This window comes from uncultured Hymenobacter sp. (assembly GCF_964242765.1).
In the GTDB taxonomy this organism is placed as follows: Bacteria; Bacteroidota; Bacteroidia; order Cytophagales; family Hymenobacteraceae; genus Hymenobacter.
In genome coordinates, this window is record NZ_CAXTBM010000014.1 from 62,251 (window position 1) to 86,525 (window position 24,275).

Annotated in this window: 18 protein-coding genes; 8 read left to right on the forward strand and 10 right to left on the reverse strand. The window is 56.9% G+C overall.

From position 1 onward, the window contains the following. Positions 1-42 precede the first annotated feature (42 nt). Positions 43-1,491, forward strand: coding sequence for a toxin-antitoxin system YwqK family antitoxin (locus tag ACFE7X_RS08175; RefSeq protein ID WP_375435180.1), 1,449 nt, complete (start codon positions 43-45; stop codon positions 1,489-1,491). Positions 1,492-1,530: 39 nt separating this feature from the next. Here ACFE7X_RS08175 and ACFE7X_RS08180 read toward each other — a convergent pair whose 3' ends face one another. The 6 genes from ACFE7X_RS08180 to ACFE7X_RS08205 form a co-directional block, all read right to left on the reverse strand. Further along, entirely contained in the window at positions 1,531-2,829 is a 1,299-nt protein-coding gene (locus ACFE7X_RS08180; protein ID WP_375435181.1) for a PAS domain-containing sensor histidine kinase, read from the reverse strand. A 68-nt stretch (positions 2,830-2,897) separates the two neighbouring features. After that, a complete protein-coding gene (locus ACFE7X_RS08185) occupies positions 2,898-4,280 on the reverse strand; it encodes a sigma-54-dependent transcriptional regulator (RefSeq protein WP_375435182.1) in 1,383 nt (460 codons plus the stop codon). A gap of 74 nt (positions 4,281-4,354) precedes the next feature. Beyond that, complete coding sequence (locus ACFE7X_RS08190) at positions 4,355-5,554, reverse strand: FtsX-like permease family protein (RefSeq protein ID WP_375435183.1); 1,200 nt, start codon at positions 5,552-5,554, stop codon at positions 4,355-4,357. Positions 5,555-5,618: 64 nt separating this feature from the next. Next, on the reverse strand, positions 5,619-6,890 hold the full coding sequence (locus ACFE7X_RS08195) for an ABC transporter permease (protein ID WP_375435184.1): 1,272 nt from the start codon (positions 6,888-6,890) through the stop codon (positions 5,619-5,621). Further along, a complete protein-coding gene (locus ACFE7X_RS08200) occupies positions 6,880-7,470 on the reverse strand; it encodes an RNA polymerase sigma factor (RefSeq protein ID WP_375435185.1) in 591 nt (196 codons plus the stop codon). Before ACFE7X_RS08200 ends, ACFE7X_RS08195 begins: the two co-directional genes overlap by 11 nt. A gap of 87 nt (positions 7,471-7,557) precedes the next feature. Further along, positions 7,558-8,304, reverse strand: a complete 747-nt coding sequence (locus tag ACFE7X_RS08205; RefSeq protein ID WP_375435186.1) for an ABC transporter ATP-binding protein — start codon at positions 8,302-8,304, stop codon at positions 7,558-7,560. A gap of 772 nt (positions 8,305-9,076) precedes the next feature. Between ACFE7X_RS08205 and ACFE7X_RS08210 the strand changes: the two genes are divergently transcribed. Beyond that, positions 9,077-9,499, forward strand: coding sequence for a DMT family transporter (locus tag ACFE7X_RS08210; protein ID WP_375435213.1), 423 nt, complete (start codon positions 9,077-9,079; stop codon positions 9,497-9,499). 57 nt (positions 9,500-9,556) lie between these two features. Here ACFE7X_RS08210 and ACFE7X_RS08215 read toward each other — a convergent pair whose 3' ends face one another. The 4 genes from ACFE7X_RS08215 to ACFE7X_RS08230 all read right to left on the reverse strand — a co-directional run bounded on the left by ACFE7X_RS08215 (position 9,557) and on the right by ACFE7X_RS08230 (position 14,350). Then, positions 9,557-11,002, reverse strand: coding sequence for a TolC family protein (locus ACFE7X_RS08215; RefSeq protein WP_375435187.1), 1,446 nt, complete (start codon positions 11,000-11,002; stop codon positions 9,557-9,559). 7 nt (positions 11,003-11,009) lie between these two features. Further along, complete coding sequence (locus tag ACFE7X_RS08220) at positions 11,010-12,257, reverse strand: efflux RND transporter periplasmic adaptor subunit (protein ID WP_375435188.1); 1,248 nt, start codon at positions 12,255-12,257, stop codon at positions 11,010-11,012. Positions 12,258-12,482: 225 nt separating this feature from the next. Then, positions 12,483-14,084: a family 43 glycosylhydrolase gene (locus ACFE7X_RS08225; RefSeq protein ID WP_375435189.1), complete on the reverse strand. Its 1,602-nt coding sequence runs from the start codon at positions 14,082-14,084 to the stop codon at positions 12,483-12,485. Positions 14,085-14,191: 107 nt separating this feature from the next. Continuing rightward, complete coding sequence (locus ACFE7X_RS08230) at positions 14,192-14,350, reverse strand: hypothetical protein (RefSeq protein ID WP_375435190.1); 159 nt, start codon at positions 14,348-14,350, stop codon at positions 14,192-14,194. A gap of 1,334 nt (positions 14,351-15,684) precedes the next feature. Between ACFE7X_RS08230 and ACFE7X_RS08235 the strand changes: the two genes are divergently transcribed. From ACFE7X_RS08235 to hutH, 6 genes are all read left to right on the forward strand, one after another. Beyond that, complete coding sequence (locus ACFE7X_RS08235) at positions 15,685-18,195, forward strand: TonB-dependent receptor domain-containing protein (RefSeq protein WP_375435191.1); 2,511 nt, start codon at positions 15,685-15,687, stop codon at positions 18,193-18,195. A 535-nt stretch (positions 18,196-18,730) separates the two neighbouring features. After that, positions 18,731-19,168 (forward strand): carboxypeptidase regulatory-like domain-containing protein, encoded by a 438-nt coding sequence (locus tag ACFE7X_RS08240; protein WP_375435192.1) that lies wholly within the window; start codon positions 18,731-18,733, stop codon positions 19,166-19,168. Between the two features lie 142 nt (positions 19,169-19,310). Further along, a complete protein-coding gene (locus ACFE7X_RS08245; protein ID WP_375435193.1) occupies positions 19,311-19,691 on the forward strand; it encodes a hypothetical protein in 381 nt (126 codons plus the stop codon). Between the two features lie 504 nt (positions 19,692-20,195). Beyond that, positions 20,196-20,546, forward strand: a complete 351-nt coding sequence (locus ACFE7X_RS08250) for a hypothetical protein (protein WP_375435194.1) — start codon at positions 20,196-20,198, stop codon at positions 20,544-20,546. 367 nt (positions 20,547-20,913) lie between these two features. Further along, complete coding sequence (gene hisS / locus ACFE7X_RS08255) at positions 20,914-22,323, forward strand: histidine--tRNA ligase (RefSeq protein WP_375435195.1); 1,410 nt, start codon at positions 20,914-20,916, stop codon at positions 22,321-22,323. A gap of 407 nt (positions 22,324-22,730) precedes the next feature. After that, complete coding sequence (gene hutH, locus ACFE7X_RS08260; RefSeq protein ID WP_375435196.1) at positions 22,731-24,233, forward strand: histidine ammonia-lyase; 1,503 nt, start codon at positions 22,731-22,733, stop codon at positions 24,231-24,233. Positions 24,234-24,275 lie beyond the last annotated feature (42 nt).

The window sequence follows — 24,275 nt, forward strand, 5'->3', positions numbered from 1 at the left end:
TGCGCTCTGCACTTTGCCGAGATTTCGTGCGTTCTTGTTGTCATGATACGAATTACGCTTGTTCTGCTTCTCTTTTCCACCGCCGCTCAGGCGCAAAAGCTGCGGCGCTTCACCACCTATTTCGATTCCACCAACACCCACAAGCGGGAAATCTACTCGGCCGTAGTAGCGGGCGACACGGTTATGGAAGGCCCGTATAAGCGCTTTTACTATACTGGCAAGCTGGAGGCGCAAACCCGCTACGCGGGCGGCAAGCGCGATTCTGCCTACGTGGAGTTTCATCCCAATGGTGGGCGGCGGCTGGAAGTAACCTACGCTGATGGCGTCCGCCAGGGTCCTTTCAAAACGTACTACGAAACCGGCAAGCTGGCCCAGGAAGGCACGTACGAAAACGACCAGCCCACGGGCCTTTTGCGCTATTTGTTTCCGGATGGTCGGGTGAAGCTGGAAACTACGCTCACCAACGGGCAGCCCGCCGGCGCCGTGCGGGAGCTGTATCCGTCGGGCAAGCCCAAGGTGGAAATCACTTACCAAAACGGGCAAGCCAACGGCCCCGTAAAAACCTACTACGAAAACGGCCAGTTGCAAAGTGAGGCCACCTTCGCCAAAGGGTTGCTAGCCGGCCCCTACACCACGTATTACGACAACGGCCAGAAGGAAACCGAAGTGCTGACCGACAAAACTGGCAAGGGCAGCTACCGCAGTTACTACCGCTCGGGCAAGCTGCGCACCGAAGGCACCTCCATAGCTGGCAATTTCGCGGGCCGCGCCGTAAAAAACCCCCTCGGCGACGACCTCACCAAGCAGGCCCGCAACCTAACCGGCGGCTCTTCCATGCTCGATGGGCCGGCCAAATCATATTATGAAAGTGGGGCTCTCAAAAGCCAGCAAACTTTCCGTCAGGGCGTACTGGTAGGCACGCAGCAAGACTTCTACGAGTCGGGCAAGCCAGAACAGAAAATCGAGTACGCCAACCAAGGCAAGGACCGAAAAATCACCACGTATTTCGAAGACGGCTTCCCCCGCGGGGAGCAGCAGTACAAAAACGGGCAGCCGGTTGGGCAGTGGCGCACCTTCCATCCCGGGGGCAAGCAGGTGGCGAGCCAGGAAACCTACGTTAACGGGCGCTTGGGCGGCGAAAAGCTGGCCTACTACCCTACCGGCACCATCCAAAGCAAGGTGCTCTACGAAAACGGCAAGCCCACCGGCCTGGGTCAGGAATTCTATGCGTCGGGCAAGCTGAAAACCGAAACCACCTACGTAAAAGGCCTGAAAACAGGCGCCTATCGCTTACTTCGCGAAGATGGCACGCCCGAAGCTACCGGCTTCTACCGCAACGGCAAACAGTCGGGCGTGTGGACGTATTTCGGACTCGATGGCAAAACCGTGCAAGAGAAAAAGAACTTCCGCAACGGTCAGCTAGTGGCCGAAGGGGCTACCGCGCCAGTTAGTAGGCCTACGCCAGCCCGCAAGCCGCCAATCAAGCGTTGATACTAAAGCTAGCTCTCTAGTTCTGTATCAACGCTTGAGCTAGAATCTTATCATAAACGCTGTGCGGCCGTTTTCCTGGGTATGTAGGCTGAAGGTGAAGTTGTGCTGCAAGAGAATGTCGCGGATGAGGGTGAGGCCGACGCCCTGCCCGTCGCGCTTGGTGCTGAAGAAGGGCGTGAACAAACGCCGCTGCACGTCGGGCGGGATGCCGGGGCCGTCGTTTTCGATGACAAGTTGCGCGGGCTGTTGCGTGGTGCGCACCCACAGGCTACCCCCTTCACCAATCGCCTCCAGGGCATTTTTACCGATATTGAGTAACGCCTGCTCTAGTTGTTGAGCGTCTAAGTCAACTACCAACGGGCCGGGCGCAAGTTGCATGTGCCAGTTGATGCGCCGTCGCTCGGCCTGTACGTGGAGCAGCCGCTCGGTGTGGCGCAGCAACTCGTGTACGTCGGTGGGCTGGCGCGTGGGGAGCCGCAAGCGCACGAGGTTGGCGAAATTGGCAATGAAATTGGCTAGGTGCGTATTGCGGCTGATGGATACCTCCAAGGCTTCGGTGAAGTCGGGCTGGTCGGCGGCGCTGAGTTGGGAGGCGTAGTGGTGGAAGCTTTGCAGAATGGAGTTGATGGCGCCAATAGAGTTGTTGATTTCGTGCGATATCATCCGGATCAGGGTGGAGTACGCCTGCTTTTCCTGCCGAATAAGGTCTTGGGTTAGCTCTTCCAGCACAATGAAATGGCGCGTAAACCCCCGATCCACAAAGTGCGAACAACTGGCCCGGTACGTTTGAATGCCGGAAAGGCGTACTACCTGCGGCTCTTGCTCGGAAACAGTACCCAGCGCTGCTCCCCAGTCACCGGGTAAGCGGGCAGGTGTTTGCCCCAACAAGCTGGTTGCCGGCAAGCCAAGTATGCGCTCCGCCGCCGGATTCACGCCTTCGATGCGGCCATCGAACGTGAGGAGCAGCACGCCGGCCGGTGAAGCCTGGATCAGGCTTTCGAGCAGGAAGCTTTTCTCGTGCTGCGTAATCCGTTCCTTGCGCAATTCATCAATCATGTGGTTGTACACGTCAATGAGTTGATCCATCTCCCGTTGCCCGACGGGCACAAATTTCATGGAGAAGTCCTTGGCTCGAATAGCTTCGGTGCCAGCGGCAATCAACTGGAAGGGCCGTACAAAACTTTTGTAGAGCTGAACCGTGAGGGAAACACTAATCAGCAGCAATACTTCCAGCCCGATGAAGAGCGGCGTATTCGTGCGCATCACCTGCCCCGCCAACACAATCAACACAGTATGAATGATGGCAACGAACAGGATAAACTTAATGCGCAGGGACATGAAGGGTGATTTGAGGAGGAGCTAGCTTCTTGGCCTTCTAGTTACATATACTTAGTTCCCGCTGCTCCCTACTCGGCATCAAACGGAATAGCGTACTTTTCTAGGCGCCGATAAAGTGCTCCGCGGCTCAAGCCCAAAGCCTTGGCGACCCGGCTGATATTGCCGCTGTAGTGCTCTAGGGTGCGCCGAATCATGTGGGCTTCGAGTTCATCGAGCGTCATGGTGCCGGGTTCGGGCAACTCGCCGGACTCGGAGGGCCGGGCGGAAGCACGTTGGAACTGAGCCTGGAAATCTTCGGGGCCTAGCTCGTCTTTGCCGCTGACCAGCACCGCCCGCTCCACCAGGTTTTTCAGCTCCCGGATGTTGCCCGGCAGGGGCTGCTCTTGCAGCCAGTGCTGAGCCCGCGTGTTCACTTTGAGCGACGGGCGGCTGTAAGTGGCGCGCAAGCCGTCTACGAAGTGCTGCACCAGCAGCGGAATATCCTGCGGCCGTTCGCGCAGGGCGGGCAGGCGCACGGTAATCAGGTTGATGCGGTAAAACAAATCTTCGCGGAAGCGGCCCTGCTGCACCATGTCGGTCAGGTTGCGGTTGGTGGCGCAGATAACGCGGATATCCAGGCGGCGGGGTTTGCTGTCGCCGAGCACTTCGTAGGTGCGGTCTTGCAGCACGCGGAGTAGCTTCACTTGGCTGCTCAGGTCCAGTTCACCTATTTCGTCGAGGAAGATGGTGCCGCCGTTGGCTAGCTCGAAGCGGCCCACCCGGTCGGTTTTGGCGTCGGTGAAGGCCCCGCGGCGGTGCCCGAACATTTCGCTTTCAAACAACGACGCCGAGATTCCGCCCAGGTTCACTTTCACGAAGGGCTGGCGCCGGCGGTGGCTGTTGTGGTGCACTGCCTCGGCAATTAGCTCTTTGCCCGTCCCGCTTTCGCCCTCAATCAGCACCGAAGCATCGGTAGCGGCCACCTGGCCTACGTTGCGCAGCACGTGCAGCAACCGCATATCCTGCCCCACGATGTTTTGGAAATTGTACTGCTTATCGAGTTGGCGGCGGCTGAGGGCGGCGGGGTCGGTTTCCGTTTCCACCTCGCGCAAGCTCAGGATGGTGCGAATCGTTTGCAGCAGGGAATCGTTGTGCCAGGGTTTGGTCACGAATTCGGCGGCTCCCGCTTTCTTTCCCTCCACGGCCAGCGTGATGGACCCCCACCCCGTAATCAGAATCACAGGGACTTGCGGGGCCACTTGCTTTACTTCAGCCAGCAGTTGCAACCCGTCTTGGCCGCTGGTGTCGAGGGAGAAGTTCATGTCCATGAGCACCAAGCGGGGCGCAACTTCCTGCACCAGGCGCAAGGCTTCGGCGGGCGTAGCTACGCCTTTCGCCGGGTAGCCGGCCTGCTTCAACAGGAGCCCCAGCGAGGTGCGCACGGCCACATCGTCGTCAACAATCAGTATCATAGCTTCGAGCGCGAAGAACGGAAATAGCAAATCAAGTTGCTGCGCCGCAGCGCAGACTTTGTACGCCAGGCTTCCTACTCCTCGCGCAGGGCCACTGCCGGGCGAATTCCGGCGGCCAGCCGGCTAGGGTAGAAAGCACACAAGGCCGTGATGAGATACACCAGCAGCGCCGCCGCCGCAATAGCCGCGACATACAGCGTCGGGGGCAAACTAAACGCTCCTAACAAGGGAAACTGCGCCGCCAACAGCCCACCCAACACGACGCCCAGGGTGGTGACCATGGCCATTTCGCCCAGAAATTGCCGGCTGATAGCGGCCCCCGTGGCGCCCATTGCCCGCCGCAGTCCAATTTCGGCCCGGCGCTGGCTGATGTTGTACCACAGCACGCCAAACAACCCCAGCGCAACATTTACAACCAGGAAACCTCCTATCAAAGCTAGCCCGACCAGTGGCGTAAGGGTGTAGCGGCGCTTGTTGAGGCGGTCGTCTTCCATGGTCCGCACTTCCGTGGTCCACTGCCGCGTAACGCCTGCCACCGTTCGGGTTATTTTCTGTTGTAGCTCACCGCCTTCGCCGGGCCGTACGCGCACCAATACGGTGGCTCCTTCCCAGCGGGTAGTGTCGTAGGGCAGCAGACGTTTCCACACCGAAGGCGTTGCCGGTCCGAACTCGTTGTCGGTACGCACGGCCTCCACTACGCCTACCACCTGAAACTCGTCTTTGGCGTCGCTGACATGGTTGACATCCCCCCAGGCAAAGGTTCGGCCTACCGCTGGCCCGGCGCCAAATAAAGCTTCGCGCATATCCCGCGTAATGACGGCCGGGCGGCGGGTAGAGGCATTGTCGAGGGGCTTAAACCAGCGGCCTTCCCGTAGTTGCAGCCCCATGGCCGCCGCGTAGTCGTCGTCGGCGTCGTAGTGGTTGACATCAGTTATCTCGTTGTTGCCGGCATGGAAGCCCCCATTCATCGTGCTGAAGGTGAAGGGCGTATTGAAACTAGAAAGGGCCACCGTTTGCACGCCCGGCAGCGCCCGCACTTGGCGTAGCACGTTGTCGAGTTCGGTGCGGGGCATTTTCTGGCCCTGCCCGGCGGCAATCTGCAACCGCCAAACCTGCTTATGGCTGAAGCCATGCGGCTCCAAGTAATGCTTACCGAAAGTAATTAGCACCGTGCCTACTCCGAAGAGCACAACAAAGGAGAAGAATATCTCGCTTATAAGCAGCAGGTTAGACTGCTTACGGTTCCAGATCAATTTGAAAATATGACGAAGCATGGCAGTTGAAAACAAGAAGTGAAGCGAAACCGCACGGAATATTCCAGGGCCTTAATGGTCGCAATTACTTGGTTTGGTCGGCAGAGCCGCGCAGGGCGGCAACCGGGTTCAGGCGCGACATTTTCCAGGCCGGGTAAACGCCGCTCATCAGCCCGAACACCAGCGTCAGGAGCATACCCCAGGCAAACACCCGCCAACTCAGCGTAAACTGCGCGTAGGCTATCACGTGGTTGTCGTTGAGCATAGCCAGCACCGCCGCAGCCAAACTCAAGCCCAGCAGTCCGCCCAGCAGGGCCAGCACCACATTCTCGACCAGAAACTGCCCTACCAGCATGTGGCTGGAAGCGCCGAAGGCCTTGCGTACCCCAATCTCAGAAGAGCGCTCCAGAATGCGCGTCACGTTCAGGTTCACCAGATTTAGGGCGGGCAACAACATAAAAAGCAAGCCCAATACGGTCACAATAAGGTAGAAACGCCCCAACTGATTGTCACCCTTCCCAACTCCGGGCTTGTAATCCTGGATTTGCCGCGTGATGCCCGCCAGGATTGGATCGGCGTAGGCATACACCGCTTTCACTTCCTTCGGATTCGGAATTTGTACCCGCCGCATCACCTGCTTGAATTCATCTTGCATGGCCGCTACCTCGTGGGTGGAAGGCGCTAATAGCAGCGGGATGAACTCCCCAGCAAGGCGGTTGTCTTTGAAATAGTCTCTGCTTAGGGTGTAGGGAACCCACACATCGGCATAGGAATAGAGGTGCGAGGCGGACACGTTGGGCACCACGCCGGCCACCCGGAACCGTTTCAAATCTATTTCAATGATGCGGCCAACCACGCCCGTCGTGGTGCCGAAGTAGGCCCGGGCAATATGCTCGTTCAGCACACACACCAGTTGCGCTTGTTTCACTTCGTTTTCCGTGAACCCCCGCCCGGCCAAAAAGTCGAAGTCCATAACGCGCCAGAAATTGCCATCGGTGTAGCGGACATCCAGTGGCATAAGGTGGTTGTTGGAGAAAGCGGTAGCATTGCGCACGGACGAGGTAACGCCCACCAGCTCCGGCGTTTTCATCGTCCGCACATAGTCGTCAATGAAATGGATGCTGACGGGTGAGTTCATCCAGCCACCATCGTTGTGCATTTCGTGCCCTAGACTATTTACAAACAACATCCGGTCGACGCGCTTATCGGGCGCATGGGCTCCGGCTACATGGTCGAAAAGCGCAAAAACGACCAGCAGCACAAGCAAGGTGAAACTGATACCGAACAGGCTAATGAAGGTGAAGAACTTGCGACGCAGCAAGACCTTCCAGGCGATTTTGAGGTAGCTAAGCAACATGAGCGGAGGCGTAGAGAGAAGTGGAAAATGAAGAGTGGAGTACCGCTACCTGCCGTTGCAGCACAGCCCGGGCCTTGCTAAGCTGCGACTTGCTGGTGCCCTCCGAAATACCAAGCAACCCGGCTACTTCCAAGTGGCTGTAGCCCTCCAAAGCGTAGAGGTTGAACACCGCCCGGTACCCAGCAGGCAACGCCTGCACCAGTTGCAGCAGGTCGGCGGCCTGTAGCTCCACATCCGCCGCCGGCAGGTCGGTGGCGAGGTGGTCGGTGGGGAAGTCTTCAAGGCTAAGCGTAAAGGATTCCCGGCTGCGGAGCACGCCCAAGGCTTCGCGCACCATAATGCGACGCACCCAGCCTTCCAGGCAACCCTTGCCCTCGAACTGGCCGAGGCTGCGGAACACCTTCACAAAACCGCGGGCCAGCGTATCCTCGGCATCAAACTCGTGGCGAACGTAGCGCAAGCACAAAGCCAGCATCTTGGGGGCGAAGCGCTGGTAGAGTTGCTCCTGCGCCGCCGCGCTGCCTAAGCGGCAAGCAGCCACCAACTCGGCATCAGGTAGTGGAAAGGAAAGCGTTTTCATGGAAGAGAGCTAACGCCAGGTTCCCGCTTGGCGAATCGTTGGACGATAAGGTAGTGAAGCACACAGTTGCTAAGCAGGCACTTAGCCTTACTGCACCTGGCTGCCGTCGAAGAAGCGAATGAGCCGCTCGGTCCGGCGGGCTTGCTGCTCGTCGTGGGTTACCATCACGATGGTGGTGCCCTCCTGCCGGTTGAGGTTGAGCAGCAGGTCCATGATTTCCTCGCCCATCACCGAGTCGAGGTTGCCCGTGGGTTCGTCGGCCAGAATGATTTCGGGGCGGCCGGCCAGGGCGCGGGCAATGGCTACCCGCTGGCGCTGCCCCCCCGAAAGCTGGCTCGGGAAGTGGTTGGTGCGCGCGCTCAGTCCTACTCTGTCGAGGGCGGCGTAGGCCCGCTGGCGCCGCTCTTTGCCCCCTACGCCGGGCCGGTAGAGCAGCGGCAGTTCCACGTTGTCGATTACCGATAGGTCGTTGATGAGGTGGTAGCTCTGGAAAACGAACCCAATTTTGTGGTTGCGCAACGAAGCCAGCTCTTTGTCGGAATACGAGTGCACCGGCCGGCCATCCAGCTCTATTACGCCGCTCGTGGGCTCGTCGAGCAAGCCAATGATGCTGAGCAGCGTCGACTTCCCGCAGCCCGATGGCCCCATAATCGACACGAACTCGCCCTTGTTGATGGTCAGGTTCACGCGGTTCAAAGCCACTGTTTCAATGGTTTTGGTTTGGTAGACTTTCTCGATGTCGCGCAACTGAATAACGGGCTGGCTGGCAGCAGTAGGAACTGCGCCGGGGGAAGCCTGCGGCCGGGCGGCCGATTGAGAGAGAATGTTTTCCATGAGAAGGGCGAAGAGTAAGAAGAATGGCAAAAGAAGTTGTCCGGATTCGAGCAGTGCGCCCCTCGGTTCACCGTAGGATATCCAAGCGCCGTGCCATTGTTATAAGTTATTCACTTTCAATTATTTATATAGATAACGGCAAATGATTCATCTATAAAATCTGTCCGAAAACGGACAGTGTGTTCGAAAATAAATAGCTGAGCCACCAGGAGCATAGGCCTGTACTTGGCCCGTCCTGCGGCGGAAGCTAATATCTTGCTTGACTTCCGCGCTAGCTAGTTCAACGAGGCCATATCAACCCACAGCGGCCTCGATCTACATCTTATGCCCAACTCTTCGCGTTTTTCACTGCCCGCCGTACCTGCCGTGCTGCTCTCCATCGTTAGCGTACAGGGTGGCGCGGCCATTGCCAAAGGCTTGTTTCCGCTGCTTGGGGCAGCCGGCACTACTAGCGTCCGCATAGGCTTGTCGGCGCTGGTGTTGCTGGCGGTGGTACGGCCCCGGCTTGGGCGGTTGCGGCCGGCGCAGTGGCGCGCCGTGGTACCCTACGGCCTAGCGCTGGGCGCCATGAACTTTCTTTTTTACTGCGCCTTGGCCCGCGTGCCGCTCGGCTTAGCCGTGACCCTGGAGTTTGTCGGCCCGCTGGGTTTAGCCTTGGCCGGTTCGCGTCGCTGGGTGGACGTGGTGTGGGTGGTGCTGGCCGGGGCGGGCATTGCCCTAATTACTCCCTGGAGCGGGCACGGTGTGGACCTAGTGGGAATGGGGTTTTGCCCTGGCCGCCGGCGCGTGCTGGGCCGTGTACATCGTGCTAGGTCGGCGGACAGCGGCTGTGCTGCCAGGCTCCCTGGCTGTCGCCGTCGGCATGCTGTTTGCCGCCTTGCCCGTGCTGCCCTTTGGCCTAGCCAGCGGCAACTTGTTGGCCCTGACTCCGCATTTGCTGCTGCTGGGCGGGCTGCTGGCGGTGTTTTCCAGCGTGCTACCCTTCACGCTGGAAATGCAGGCCCTCAAGTCTATGTCCACGCGCACCTTCAGCATTTTAATGAGCCTGGAACCAGTGGCAGCGGCACTGTCTGGTTGGCTGTTGCTCGGCGAACAGCTAACCCTCGGCCAATGGCTGGCGGTAGTTTTCATTGTGGTGGCCAGTGCCGGTTCCACTCTCACGGTTGCTCCCCAGCCGGTGGCAAGCAGCGAGTAGATACCGCTGACGGACACAGCTCGTAGTCATCTAGGCAAAGCCATTTCGGACCACGTTTTACTTCGCGGCCAACGGCATTTGCCGCTCGAAATCATAGAGCGTGAGGGCCCGCAGGCGGTAGTGCGCCACCCAGGCAGCGCGCAAAGCCAAAATGTAGGCGCGGCGAGCCTGGTCCTTTTCAGCAGAAGCAATAGTGAGGTCGGTGAGGCTGATGCGGCCGACTTTGTAGGTGGCTTGGGCAATATCGTAGCGCTGCTGGGCCAGTGAATCGGCGCGAGTAGCCAGGGCCAGCTGCTCGCTCAGCGTGTTGATTTGGGTGGCTTGCACCTGCACATTCTGCTCGAAGCTCAACTCCTCCTGTGCTACATCGTTCTGCACTTGGCGGCGGGTTAGCTCCGCCGTTTTCATAATAGACCGTTGCCGGCCCCAATCCACGAGCGGCAACGAGAACGTGAGTTGCACCTGCTGCTGATTTTGCAAGGCCGCATACGTGTCCCACAGGTTGCTGGCTTGGTTTACGTAGCCTAAGTTGGCCGACAGCGTGGCCTGCAAGCCCGTAGTGCCGCGGGCTAGCGCCACCTCCCGTTCTGCTTGCAGCAGCCGGCGGCGGAAGCTCAGTACCACACTTCGGTTTTGGCGGGCTTGGGCCAGGGCCAGTTCAGCGGGCACCACTAGGCGCGGCGCCGCAACGGGCACGCTTAGGTGCAGGGTTTCAGCGCGCAGGCCGGTATAGCTTTGCAAGCTTACGGCCGCATTTTGGGCGTCGAGTTGGCCTTGGGCCATGGCTTGGCGGGCATTCAACAGGTTCAGTTCCAGCCGCAACAAGTCACTTTGTGAGAGGTAGCCCAACTGGTAACGCTCTTTGCCGAGGCGCAGCAGTTCCTCGTTGGCACGCACGTTTTGGCTGGCTACTTCGGCATTCACTTGCTGCTGAAGCACATCAAAATACAGTTCTGTAATGCGCTGTGCTATGCCTTCGCGCTCTTCCACGTATTGGCGCTGGCTTTCCTGGTAGCGCAACGGCTCAATCCGGTTTGCCCAGCGCAAGTTGTTGAACTTGCCGATAGGCTGCATCAGGCCAATGCTCACGGGCTGGTTGTTGTAGCGCTTTAGGCCGCCATTGAAATCGTCGAAACGCTGTACTTCGGACGCTATAAATACTTGACCACCGGTCAGGCCGATGTTCTGACTTACTGCCAACGACAGGTTGGAATTGTTGATGCGCACGGCGCGGAATTCGGTGGTACCATCTTGTTGCACCACGGGCGTAACGGCGCGGCTGAAACCGGGCAAAGTGCCTTGCAAACCTAGCTGCGGCTTGTAGTTAGCTTGGTAGGTGCGCCACTGCCAGTAGCTTTGGTCGCGGGTGGTTTGTGTCTGCTTGGCCACCGCCGACTGGTTTAGTGCCAGTTCAATAACTTGTTCCAGCGTCTGCGTTGTGCTCGGGACTTGGGCCGCGGCGGTACCTCCGGCCAGCAACAGAAAAGTAAGTATCCGTTTCATCGGGCGCTTAGTTGTTGAGGGTGAGTTCGGGCGTGTCGAGGTAGTCCTTCATGTCGGACAAGACGATTTCTTCGCCGGCCCGCAGCCCACTCTTTATTTCCACGAAGTCGAAGTTGCTGTCGCCGACCTGCACCGTCCGCCGAACGAGCTTGCCGTTGGTTACCACAAACACCGGCTGCTCTTTGCCACCTTGGTAGAAAGGGCCGTTCTTAACCCGCACCACGTTGTGATGCGCCTTGGTCACCACAAACACGTCGGCCCGCAGGTTGGAGCGCAACGCCGGATGGTGGTCTTTCGCCAAGGAAGCATAAAAGGACACCACACCTTTGTCTACGGCCGGACTCACGGTGCTGATGGTGCCGCGCAGGTCGGTATCGTTGATGCGGACCACCACCGGGTCGCCGAGGTGCAGGGCATCGGCGTAGTTGTCGGAAATGGTAGCGCGCACCCGGAACCGGCTTAGGTCGGCAACCCGGGCCAGCGCATCACCGGCCTGCACGGTGGTGCCCAGGTCTTCGTTCACCCAGGTAAGCACGCCGGGCTGCTGGCTGCTGATGTTGGCTTGAACCAGTTTGCCAGCCAGTTCCGCAATGCTGCGGTCTTGGATTTGCATAGTAAAGCCGAGTTCCCGCACGTCGGCGGCGTTGGCGGCTCGCTGGTTGCGGATTTGCTCTCCCAGGCGCTGCAACTCTAGTTGCGCCACTTTCAGATTTAGTTCGGCCTGCCGTACGCTTTCCGAGGTACCGCCCCCAATCTTCAGCAAATACTGCTCGTCGCGCAGCGTTGACTGCAAGCTGCGGACTTTCACCTGCTGCACCTGCTCCTGGGAGCGAAGGTCGTTCAGCGCTTTTTCAAGGGTTAGTTGCAGCTGACTGTTCTTGATGCGGTTTTGCTGCTGTTCGTCCTGGAGCTTGGCTAGGGCCGAGGTAGTTAGCTCTTTGTCTAACTCCAAGATGGTTTGCCCCGGCTGCACCTTGCTGCCCACTGCCACGGCTACCTGCCGAATGGTGCTCTGGATGGGGCTGGTAATGACGGCTTCGTGGGCCGGAATAATAAGGCCCGATGCTGTAAGGGAAGCCTCCACGTCGCCGATTTCGGTGGTAGCCGTAAGGATGCTGCTGCGCTTCAGACTTGGCTTTAGGGCGCTCCGAAAAGCCAGCAGACCAGCCACCAACAGAAGTACTAAGCCGCCTCCGACAAGCCAGTTGCGGCGCTGGCGCCGATTTAAGATAGAAGTTGAAAGTGCTCTGTCCATTTTCGTACAGGAGAGGAAAGGTTTCCTATACTGTCAGCCAAGGGGCGTGCCATTCTCACAAGTAATTATTGCTCAAATACTTAAATGCACTTATACCTATTCAGCGGTCTGGAAACCTGTCCATAAATGGACAAAGTGTTCGGCGGCGAAATACTACAAAGCAAAAAGCCCGGCCACCTAGGTGGTCGGGCTTTTTGAGTATATCAGGCGAAATTTTTACTTATTCTAGCGCTGGTTGCGGATGGTAAATTGGTTGAAGGCAACCGTGGACGTGGCCGAACCTTGCGCAAACAGGCCCACGCGGATACCCCGGTCCCAAGGCGGCAGATAGGTCCCGTTGAGAGCGAAGCTGTCGAGTACAACGGGCTGCCAAGAGTTACCATCGACGTTGTAGGTGAAGCGGAAGCGCTGGCCACCCCAGGACTCTAGCCGCAGATTGAGGGTTTTACCAGCTGGCAAATCAATCTTGGTGATGCTTTCGCGCTTACCTGCCTTCACCGACCATACTTGCAGCATGCCGTCACCGACTACCAGCGCTAACGCGTTGTTGGGGTCACCGATGGCCGATAAACCAGCAAAAGTAGCCGGCTCCAACGAGCCTAGTTCCACGGCGGTAGTCACCTTATACGTGGCCGTAAACGTGCGCTGAGCTACAATAGAGCCCATTCCGGTGGGGCTGGCGGTGAGCAACAGTTGCCCGTCGCTTACGCCTACCTCTGGCTCGCGCCCGATGGGCCACTGCCAAGTACCCGCCAGGCAATTACCTTCGAAGTTGTCGGTTACGTTCAGAATGCTTACGTCGTGCAAGGGCGCAGCCTGCGGGCTTTTGCCTTCAAACTCAGGCCAGCCTTCCTCGTTCCAAGTGAACTCGCTCAGGATGCCCTGCCGTCCCACAAACTCGTGGCTCTGCACATGATACGCGTGGTGCAGCAAAAACCAGCGGCCTTCGTATTCGGCTACTGTGCCGTGACCGGGGCACTTCCAGGTGGTATTTTTCTTGAGAATCGGGTTTTCGGGGCACTTCTCCCAGGGGCCTAGCAGACTCTCCGCGCGGGCCACACCAGTAGCATAAGTGCAGCACTTGCCGCAGCAGCCGTTGCCAGCGTAGAACATGTAGAAGTACTTGTCGTGCCGCACAATGGCGGAGCCCTCAACCAAGCAGCCTTCCCACGGCGCATCGTTGCGGAACAATTCCACTTTTTTGCCCACCAGTTTGGTATGGGTGGCGTTGATGCGCTGTGCCCAGATGGGGGTTGGCTTCTTGTAGGCGTTGCCATCTTCCTTCCACACCAGGTACAAATTCCCCTTCTCGTCGCGCATGGGGAAGCCGTCGATGGAACCGTAACGTTGCGCCACTAGTGGGCCATGGTCGGTGTAAGGGCCAGCCGGATCGTCGGCGCTGGCCACACCTACTGCTAAGGGGCCGCCTTTCTTGCGGGCGGTATAGTAGACGTAGGTTTTACCGTTTTCGTGGAAAATCTCGGGAGCCCAGAAATTGGCCTCTGTCCACTCCGGCAATGAATCATTGGTTGGGAAGACGTGGCTAACCAACTGCCAATCCACTAGGTTAGTGGACTTGAAAAGCGGGAATACCGGACCCCACTCTGCCGAAGTGGCGCTGGCCCAGTAGGTATCCCCAATTTTGGCAATGGTAGGGTCGGGAAAATCACCGGGCAACACAACGTTAGCATAAGAAGTAACGGGCGTCGTGGCAACATCGGGCGCCGCACTAATGGCCGTGTTGGTCGCAGTAACGGGAGCACAATCCGTTGGGAGAGCGGTAGCTGGCGTTACGATCTGAGCTGGTGTTTCTACTTCGAAAGACACAACAGAAGAGAACAAAGAGTGAGAAGAGTGAGAAGTGCTAGATAGCACTGCAAGAAGAAGCCGCTAAATAGTTTGCAGCCAGATCTTTAAGTGAAATAGTCGGAAGGTTACGCTAACCCAATGGTTGGGGTCCACACGAGTTCGAGCGTAGGAGTTAAAAGGCGAATACCGCTGGGAAGAGCCAGAATAAGGAATTCATTGACGCTGGTCAAGGCATTCCAGTTGATTTCCGTTCCTTGAAAATATCTATCTGCTGTAAGATTCATAAAGTTAGATTTTTCCAAAGTCCACAATATCCTTTCCTCACTTCCTACACCTATATTCCCAACAACTCTGTTTCGTTTTTCAAAGGTAAACATTTACCTATAATAGCCTAACAGCAAGCAATGACGGCATATTTCTACTCCTATCGCATTCTTAGAGTTATCTGCATAATTCGGGCCAATCCAAATCGAATTGAATAATTCTACTCATAAAAAATTATAATTTTACCTATATTATCAGGTTCAAGGCCAAGATTCAGGGGTAGTATCCTGTATTTAGACCCTGAAAAAAAATTCGGGCATTCGAATAATTCTCTTCTGAATTAGAGTCACACTGGCGAAATATCACGCAAAACTTATAGTATAAGTCGCTGTAGGCATAGCAATACACTTTATCATTGCCTGCCGAATAGAAGCTCTAAAAATGCAAACCTTGATTACTACTATTATGGTATTGAACACGCTTTCTGTTGCTAGGCGGATCTGATGTCTATTGTGTTCGTTTAGCAGTTGAGGAGTTGCATAAGGCAGACTTGCAGAAAGCAAAAGCATTTAGCAGTGAGAATACTCGCTCTTCTACACGGCGCAGTTGCGTTATGCTTTACTAAATGGAGGTTATGAGATCCTAGGCAATTGCTGTCTACCCCGTCAGCCTACTGTGAGAGAAACGAACAACTCTATGTTCTATACATAAGAAGGCGCGATACGGGAGGCTGTGCATCCTGTGTGCAAAGCATTCGGGAAGAGCAACTCTAGGCTAGTGTAGGGAGCCTATAAGTGACACTCGCTTTATAGCCTACATCTGACAAGCAAGCCTATATATAGCAGTGGTATTTTGGTGGTAGATAATCCAGATCAACAGTTTACTTGATAGAGAAAATAAAATATTTCGGGTTTGTCCTTTAATGGTAGTGCTATTTGTACAGCTGCAAAGAGGCTCAGAACACCTTTGCAAGTCTTTATAGTTCAAAATATCTCTCATGACTTGTCAGCGCTATTAAATTTTTTTCGAAGGTACCTTGCGTTACATAGTACCTTCTGTTACCTTTGGGTCATTAGATAGATAATCTCTCCGCCGTGTCACTGGCCTCTAACGGGGGCCGCCACGGCAAACGCCGGACACCACCTCACCAACCGGGTTAGGTGCCGGGCGGCCCGACAGAAACAGCTGTTTCGATCCGCCGCCCTCTGTGCTTTGGCCGCTTGATGCCTGGTTTTATGCCAAACGCATCCGTTCTCACTGTGCTTGAATTTCTGCAAACAGTCACCCAGCGGAGCCGCGGCCGCCTGGAATGGCACTTCTTTGCCTGATTCGTCCACTTCACTCACCACTTCCAATGACTTTCTTTCCTGCTAACCAAGCACTTCAGTGCCTGGGGGTCCTCACTGTGTCTGCCCTTAGCTTCTCTCCTCTGGAACTGCGAGCCCAGAACGGGGCCTCTACTAAGGTTGCGGCAAGCACTGCTACTGGCTCTATCTCGGGTACGTTGCTCGATCAGAAAACCGGGCAGCCCCTTTCTTTTGCCAGCGTGGTGCTGCTGCAAGCCCACGGCGACAGCAGCTTTGTAGCTGGAGCCCAGACCGCAGACAACGGCACCTTTGAGATGGCGAAAGTAGCGGCCGGACAGTACCTACTAAAGGCCACCGTACTCGGCTATAAGCCGCTGCGACAATTGGTTACTTTGACGGGAACCGCGCCTATCGCTCGGTTAGGCACCCTAAAGCTCCTCCCTACGGCCACCCAACTGGCCGGCGTGACGGTGCAGGGCGAGCGGGCCACCGTGGAGGAAAGCCTGGATAAGAAGGTAATCAACGTAGAGAAGGATTTGAGCAGCGTGGGCGGTACGGCCGTGAACGTGCTGCAAAATGTACCTTCCGTAGCCGTATCGCCCGACGGCACGGTGAGTATGCGGGGCAGCAGCAACATCACCATTCTTATTGACGGCAAGCCGACCAACACGGCCACGGGTGGTAACCGGCTAGAGCAAATCCCGGCCAGTTCCATTGAGAAGGTGGAAGTCGTGACTAATCCTTCGGCCCGCTACGATGCGGCGGGTGGGGCCGGAGTGATTAACATTATTCTGAAAAAGCAGAAGAAAGACGGCTGGAACGGCCAAGCCACCCTCAACCTGGGCACCCGCGATAAGTACAACACCAGCCTGAGCTTGAACCGCCGGGCCGGCAAAATCAACTGGTTTGGCTCGTATGATTTCCGCGACGACCGATACCGCAGCTTGATGAACACCCAGCAAACCACCACGCTGGAAGGCCAGGAACTGCGCATCAACCAAGACGGCACCAACCGGCGCCACAACGTGAACCACGCCGCCCGCCTGGGCTTTGACTACACCATTTCGCCGGAGCAAAGCCTGACCTTGACCTTGGAACCTAACCGCAACAAAGGCCTCAACACGGGCAATCAGCTAGCTACGCTGACAGATGCCGCGGGCACCAACCGCATCAGCAGCACTTTTGGGGTGACGGAAGACATCCGAAACTCGGAAGCATCCGTGGACTACCGCCACACCTGGGAAGCCCACAAGGGCCGCGAATGGACGGCCAATGTCGCCTACAACAACCTACTTGCCGATGTAGAAGTAGGGCAGCGCAACACGGAAGGCTCGGCTGACCTGCGCGAGTGGAAACAAGATCTGGACGTAACGCTGAATGCTGCTTCCTACCAAACCGATTATGTGCACCCCCTTGGCGACAGAAGCCGTTTCGAAGCCGGCCTGAAAGGACAGCTAATGCGCAACGATGGTACCGATGACTTCCTACGCCAAGCCGCCGACGGCCCGGCAATGGAGCGGATTGCCGACCGGTCGTATGCCTACGAGTTTCGCGAGTACACGCAGGCGGGCTACGCCACAACTCAGCACGAAATGGGCAAATGGCGGGTACAAGGCGGCGTGCGGGCCGAATATACCAACACCAGCGGCCAGGTGGAAGGTGGCACCGGTAAGTTTCAACTCAACTACCTCAACCTGTTTCCGTCGGCTACCGTCGTGCGGACGCTGCCCACCGCCGACCAGCGCGTGCAACTGAGCTACTCGCGCCGCCTCAACCGGCCCGGTTTCATGCAGCTGCTGGCCTTCCCGCTCTACCAAGACCAGCGCACCTACCGCATCGGCGACCCTACGCTACGGCCCGAGTATATCAATGCTTTCGAGTTAGGGCACCAGGTGACGATCGGCAAAGCGTCGCTCAACTCCACGTTGTTTTACCGCCAAACCACCAATGCCATTCAGCGCTTGGTGCGAGTAGACACGACGGCTACTCGCCTCTACGGTAACGGCGCCGTAATTACGGCCACCTACGCCGATAACTTCGGCCAAGCCACTAGCTTGGGTGGTGAGGTATCCTACAACCAGCCCCTCACGAGCTGGTGGCGCCTGACGGCCAGCGGCTCGCTGTTTGAAACCAACGTAACCGCAGCTACGGGCAACGAATCGAGCCGGCGCACGGTATCCGGCACGGCGCGCCTGATGAACAGCTTCACCCCTACTCCGAAGCTGGATATGCAAGTGACGGGCAACTACCGCGCCGCCGTGATTACCACCCAGGGCCGCCTCGCGCCAGTAGGCTCCGTTGATGTAGCGTTGCGCCAGCGTTTGTTTAACGACCGGGGCGCCTTAACGCTGCGGGTGAGTGACTTGTTTAACACCCAACGCAACCTGACAGAAGTGTACACCACGGATGCTACCGGCACCACTTTCCGCGCCCGGTATTACAACAAGTGGGAGTCGCGGGTAGGCTACGTAGGCTTCTCGTGGTACTTGGGCTCCAACAAGCCGCCCAAGAAGATTGAGAACCAGCCCCAGGGTGGCGGCGGTGGCTTCGGCGGTTAAGCGGCTAATTGGAGAGTAACAATACCGCTGCGGAAAATAATTTCCTTGTTCTCTGTAACGTCCCCTGCGTTGGACGGTATCCACATCAGAAACCAGCTATTAAAGGTGACCTCATCTTGCTACTGGCCCCAGAAAATAGCCCGATTACGTTTGCTTCACCAATTCAATTAGACTGTAGCGAGGTGTTGAAAATATTTTTTGTCACGCAGGCATCTTTTCCGCAACTGCTTCCATCTATATAGGCAGTTGCGCATTTCCCCGGCAGACAGCTAGCTACTTCCGCCGTTCTTTCCCGCTCCTGCTTCGGCCCGCGGCGACTTTTACCTCCCGGTAAGGTCACGGCCACCCGCCCGCCGAAGATGTTCCACCGCATGAGGTGGAGCTTTTGTCCCAGGTAGCTTGCAGGCCAAGCAAGTAGTTTCCTCGGGCCCGACTCTCCTAAATTTATTTGGTATTGCTCCTGTTTTTTCGGCAGGCCTGCGACGTCAGGCTGGTCGGCAGGCGGCTCTTTGCGCTCTTTTTTGCCAACATCCTCATGAAAACTTCCTTTGTAAACCGCTCTTTAGTTGCTTTCATTTTTTCGATGACCGGGCTGCAACTCTCGGCTCACCTGCTCAGCTCGGGCACCCTTTCTGGCAGCTTGCGCGATGGTGACACGAAAGAGGCCATTCCGCATACCAGCGTGGTATTGCTCCGCGCCACCGACCACCGCCTAGCCGCAACCGGCACCACCGATGCGCGTGGCAACTTTCACTTTCGCAAGGTGCCCATTGGCAAGTACGTGGTGCAAACTACCGTGCTCGGCTACCAGCCCCAGCAGCCTACTATTGCGCTCCGGGCACTGCACAACCGCCACCAAATGGGCGTGCTTACGCTCCGCTCCTCAACGGACCAGCCCACGGTTACGGGTAGCCGGAACGTAGTAGCACAGCAAGACAAGGCGAAACCTGCGGCCGTCAAACCAGCTGCTTAGCACCTGCTGCCCAAGGCCCTAGCCGGGCGCCTCCCCAACTTCATCTATCTTATTTTCAAGTGCTTGCCGGTTTGCCCCGGCTTAGCCTAGTGTTCTGTTTCCAAATTTTTCCTTTCCACTTCTTTCTTACGTCTCTCCCCTCATGAAAACCTCCCTGCTTTCCCGTTTGAGTTTGGTGTGCTTGCTGCTCATACTCTCCGCTACTATGGCTATGGCCCAGCAAGTTGTGTACACCGAATCGCCTGTAATAGCTACGTCGGGCTACTGGAACTTGATAACCGACCAAAGCAACCGCGACCATACGGTAGTGCGCTTCTACAACGACCAGCACGAACTTTTGTATGAAGAGCGTTTGGAGGGTTTGTGCCTCGACCCCTGCAAGAGCCGTGCTGCTCACCGCCGCGTAGCGCGGATGCTCGGCGCCACGCTACAGCAAGTACAGCGGATGCAGTCCAACTCGATGGTTTCAACAAAACTAATTGCCCTGAATCGTCATACCCTGCGGGCATACGCCGCTCGGTAAGTGAAACCAGCATAGGTACTGCTGGCCTTCGCATCGTCGTAGCCAGGTAGTAGCACTGAAAGCCCCGTCCAGCAACCTAATTCGTCTAACGATTAGGTTGCTGGACGGGGCTTCCGTTTCTATCGCAACTAGAACACTGGGGTTCAGCCTCCTTTTGGCTGTGTGATTATTCAGAACTACTAATGTTGAGCTTCACAAGCAAGCCTGTATTGTATTAACAGCCAGCACAATGGCTAGTCTATACTGGCCTCACTAGGATATATTCTAATTTCATCAGGCTAATTCGTCTTTTATCGACTGATTAGGGTCTTGTTATTATCCTTGAGCAATAAAAAGTATAAATGCTATTAGAATATACATTTAACAGGTAACTAAAGCTGTTAATACACGGTAAAATCCTCAATCTTAGCAGCCGGATGACGGTTGAAATCGAACCTATGCTTCCGGATAAGTTCAATAAGATTGGTTTAGTGCGGTTCTTATTCAAATCCTGTTATCTCGCGAATGCTTGACGTCTACCGGGAAATGCTCCCTAACGGGTTTCTGCTGATTCTCTCACCTGATATTGCCTGCCAGCAAGGCGAAGTAAAACTTACCCGCGCGCTACACCGAGCCAGCCGAAGCGAAAAACGCGCTGTTCTAGTGGATTGCAGTTTAGTGGAAAGGCTAACCGAAGAGGCCGTGGATTTGCTGTTGGCTTACGCCTTCATGCTTCGAACTCAAAGCCGGCGGTTGGTGCTATGCCACGTTCCCAATGCGGTGAGTCACCATTTTCTTAACCTCGATGCAGCCTCCCAGCCCGTACTCGTGCCCTCCCTGCTAGATGCCGTAGATGAAATAAATTCTCCTCACTAACTCAAAGCCCTTCATACATAAGGCACAAGCTGCTTACGCTAATAACCGTTTGGTTGTAGAGACGCGACACTTCGCGTCTCGGCGTTGCTGAGGTTGTTTGTTAAGGGCGGTATTGGTCATTCGACGCCGAGACGCGAAGTGTTGCGTCTCTACACCCCGGCACGCAATAGACTCTTACCTCTCTATTACCCGGCAACACGGCAAATTAGGTGAGGCTATCGAGGCCTCACCCGGCTGGCCAGATCCCTAAAACGCCGAGGCATGGATAGAAAAAAGCGGCGTCCGACTCCACATGATCAGGTGAGGCCGGGCACCGCCGCGCGGTTTGCGTAGTTTTACGCTCTGATCTGCTTCTATTCATTTCCTGATGAGCACCCCAAAACCTAGCATCCCCAAAGGCACCCGCGACTTTGGCCCGGCCGTGGTGGCCCGCCGCAACTATATCTTCGGTAGTATCCGCCGGACGTTCGAAAAGTTTGGCTACGCGCCCCTGGAGACGCCCACGCTGGAAAACCTGTCAGTACTGACGGGAAAATATGGCGACGAGGGCGACCAGCTCTTATTCAAGGTTCTTAACTCCGGTGACTTTCTCAAAGACGTAACCGCGGCTGATTTAGCCAACGAAGACGGCAGAGCTACCCGGCGCGTGCTGCCGAAAGTAGCCGAGAAAGGTTTGCGCTACGACCTCACCGTGCCGTTTGCCCGGTACGTAGTGATGAACCGCAACACACTGGTTTTCCCGTTTAAGCGCTACCAGATTCAGCCGGTATGGCGCGCCGACCGGCCCCAGCGCGGCCGTTACCGCGAATTCTACCAGTGCGATGCCGACGTGGTGGGAACCAACTCGCTGCTGTGCGAGGCGGAAATCGTGCTCATGATGTGCGAGGTACTGAACACGCTCGGCCTAACGGATTTCACCATCAAAATCAACCACCGCGGGGTACTGCGCAATATCTACCAGGCGCTTGGCGGGGAAGGCACCGAAGTAGACCTGTTCACTGCCATCGACAAGCTCGATAAGATTGGGGTGGACGGCGTGCAAAAGGAACTAGCCGACCGGGGTTTCTCGGAAGAAGCGATGGGCAAGCTGTTTGCCCTGCTAGGAGTGGAAGGCAGCTTCGGGGAAAAGCTAGAGCGCCTGCTAGCCGGTTTCGTAACGGCCGGCGTCGATACCGACAGTGCCGACAACGACGGCTACAAGGGCTTGCAGGACTTGCAGCGGGTGTACGAATATTTGCAGAGCTTTGAATTCACGCAGTTCGACCACCTGGATTTCGACGTGACGCTGGCCCGCGGCCTGAGCTACTACACGGGCTGCATCTTCGAAATCAAGATCAACAACGTGAACATGGGCAGCGTGAGCGGCGGCGGCCGCTACGACAACCTGACCGGGGCTTTCGGGCTGCCGGGAGTGTCGGGCGTGGGCTTCTCGTTTGGCGTAGACCGACTCTATGATTGCCTGGACGAGCTAAACCTATTTCCGGCCGCCGTGGCTACTACCACGCGCTGCCTGGTAGCCAACTTCGATGAGGAAGCCGAGCGGGCCGTGCTGCCCGCCTTGCGCCAACTGCGCGAGGCCGGGGTGGCCAGTGAGTTGTACCCGGAAGCGGGCAAGCTCAAAAAACAATTGCAGTACGCCGACCAGAAAGGCATTCCGTTTGTGCTCCTGCAAGGCTCAGAAGAGCGAAATGCCAATAAGTTCAAGCTCAAAAACATGGGCTCCGGCGAAGAAAAACTGCTCTCGCTAGAAGAAGTACTGATGGAGTTGGTAAGCTAACAAACTTAGAGCGATTCTTGGGTTGAGAGGCTGTAGCGCGAAGCCTGCGCTGCGCGTATCGGAGAATGTTGGCGGGGAAGGTGGCCTGGCAGTCAGCAACGATACGCGCAGCGCAGGCTTCGCGCTACAGCTTCTGCTTCAATTCCCAAATCGTTCGGCGCGTGTTTAGCTTGCTAGGGCGTGCGACTAGTTAATGTTTTAAAGCGTGGAAATCCGTTTCGCGACGAACGAAGCGAGTAGTTGGCGCCGCGCCTCGTGGCCCTCCTGCCTCAGAACTCGCGCTGCTCGGCGCGAAACGGATTTTCGCGTTAGGCTCCACTCAGCCAAGACCGGTATTGCCTTTTCTAGTTCTCTGGCAAAAGCTCACTTTTGAAACTCATCCGCTTACCCGCTGCATTTTTCCACCCATGCCCCACCACGACGATTACGCCCTTGCCCCTTCCGTCCACCTCGACCTCGCCACAATCCGGCACCTGCTGCGCGACAACCCCCGCCTAATACTTTCCGCGGAAGCCCGCCAGCGCATTGAGGTCTGCTACAGTTACCTGCACGAGCGCCTGGCCCACTCCGACGCGCCGGTATACGGCATCAATACGGGCTTTGGGGCGCTGTGCAATACCAGCATTTCGCCCGCCGACCGGAGCCAGTTGCAAATCAACCTGATGATGTCGCACGCCTGTGGCACCGGCGCTGAGGTGCCACCCGAGGTAGTGCGGCTGATGTTGCTGCTGAAAGCCCAAAGCTTGAGCTACGGCCACAGCGGCGTGCAGTTGGCTACGGTGCAGCGTTTGCTGGACTGCTACAACCGCGAGATTCTGCCGGTGGTGTACCAGCAAGGTTCGTTGGGCGCCAGCGGCGACCTGGCACCGCTGGCGCATTTGTGCTTGCCTCTGATTGGCCTCGGCGAAGTGAACTATCAGGGCTACCGCTTAGCTGCCGCCGACGCCTTTAGTTTGTTTAGCTGGACGCCGCTCACCTTGGAAGCCAAGGAAGGGCTAGCCCTGCTCAACGGCACGCAGTTTATGTTGGCCTACGGCGTGCATTGCTTGTTGCGCGTGCAACGCCTGCTCGATGCTGCCGATGTACTCGGCGCTCTGTCGTTAGAGGCTTTTGATGGGCGTAGTGAGCCGTTTGATGAGCGCCTGCACCGCATCCGGCCCCACGCCGGGCAGCAGTTGGTGGCCCAGCGAATTCGGGAGTTACTCAGCGGCAGCGAGTTGCAGCAGCAACCTAAAAAAGTTGTGCAAGACCCCTACTCCTTCCGCTGCCTGCCCCAGGTACACGGCGCCTCCCGCGACGCGCTGGCCTACGTGCAGCAAGTGCTGGAAACGGAATGCAACTCGGTTACTGACAACCCCAACCTCTTCCCCGACGACGACCTGATTCTGAGCGGCGGCAATTTCCACGGGCAGCCGCTGGCTTTGGCCTTGGATATGCTGGCTATTGCCACCGCCGAGTTAGGCAGCATTTCGGAGCGGCGCACTTACCAGCTCCTGAGTGGCCAACGGGGGCTGCCGCTCTTCCTCGTGGCCGAGCCCGGCTTGAATTCAGGATTGATGATTCCGCAGTACACGGCCGCCGGCATCGTGAGCGAGAACAAGCAGCTGTGCACCCCCGCTTCGGTGGATAGCATTGTGAGTAGCAACGGCCAGGAAGACCACGTGAGCATGGGCGCCAACGCGGCCACTAAGGCGCTGCGCGTGGTTGCAAATGTCGAGCAGATTCTGGCTATTGAGCTACTCACCGCCGTTCAAGCGCTGGCCTTCCGCCGCCCCGCTCGCACTTCGGAGGCGCTAGAGGAGGTGCTAACCGCTTTCCGCACGCAAGTTACCTTCGTGAGCCGCGACCGGGTGCTCTACCCCGACTTGCACGCTGCCACTGCTTTTGTGCGTACGTACGAGTGGGTATAATATTTTCGTTACTTGAAACAAACAGCTTCACTACCATTTACC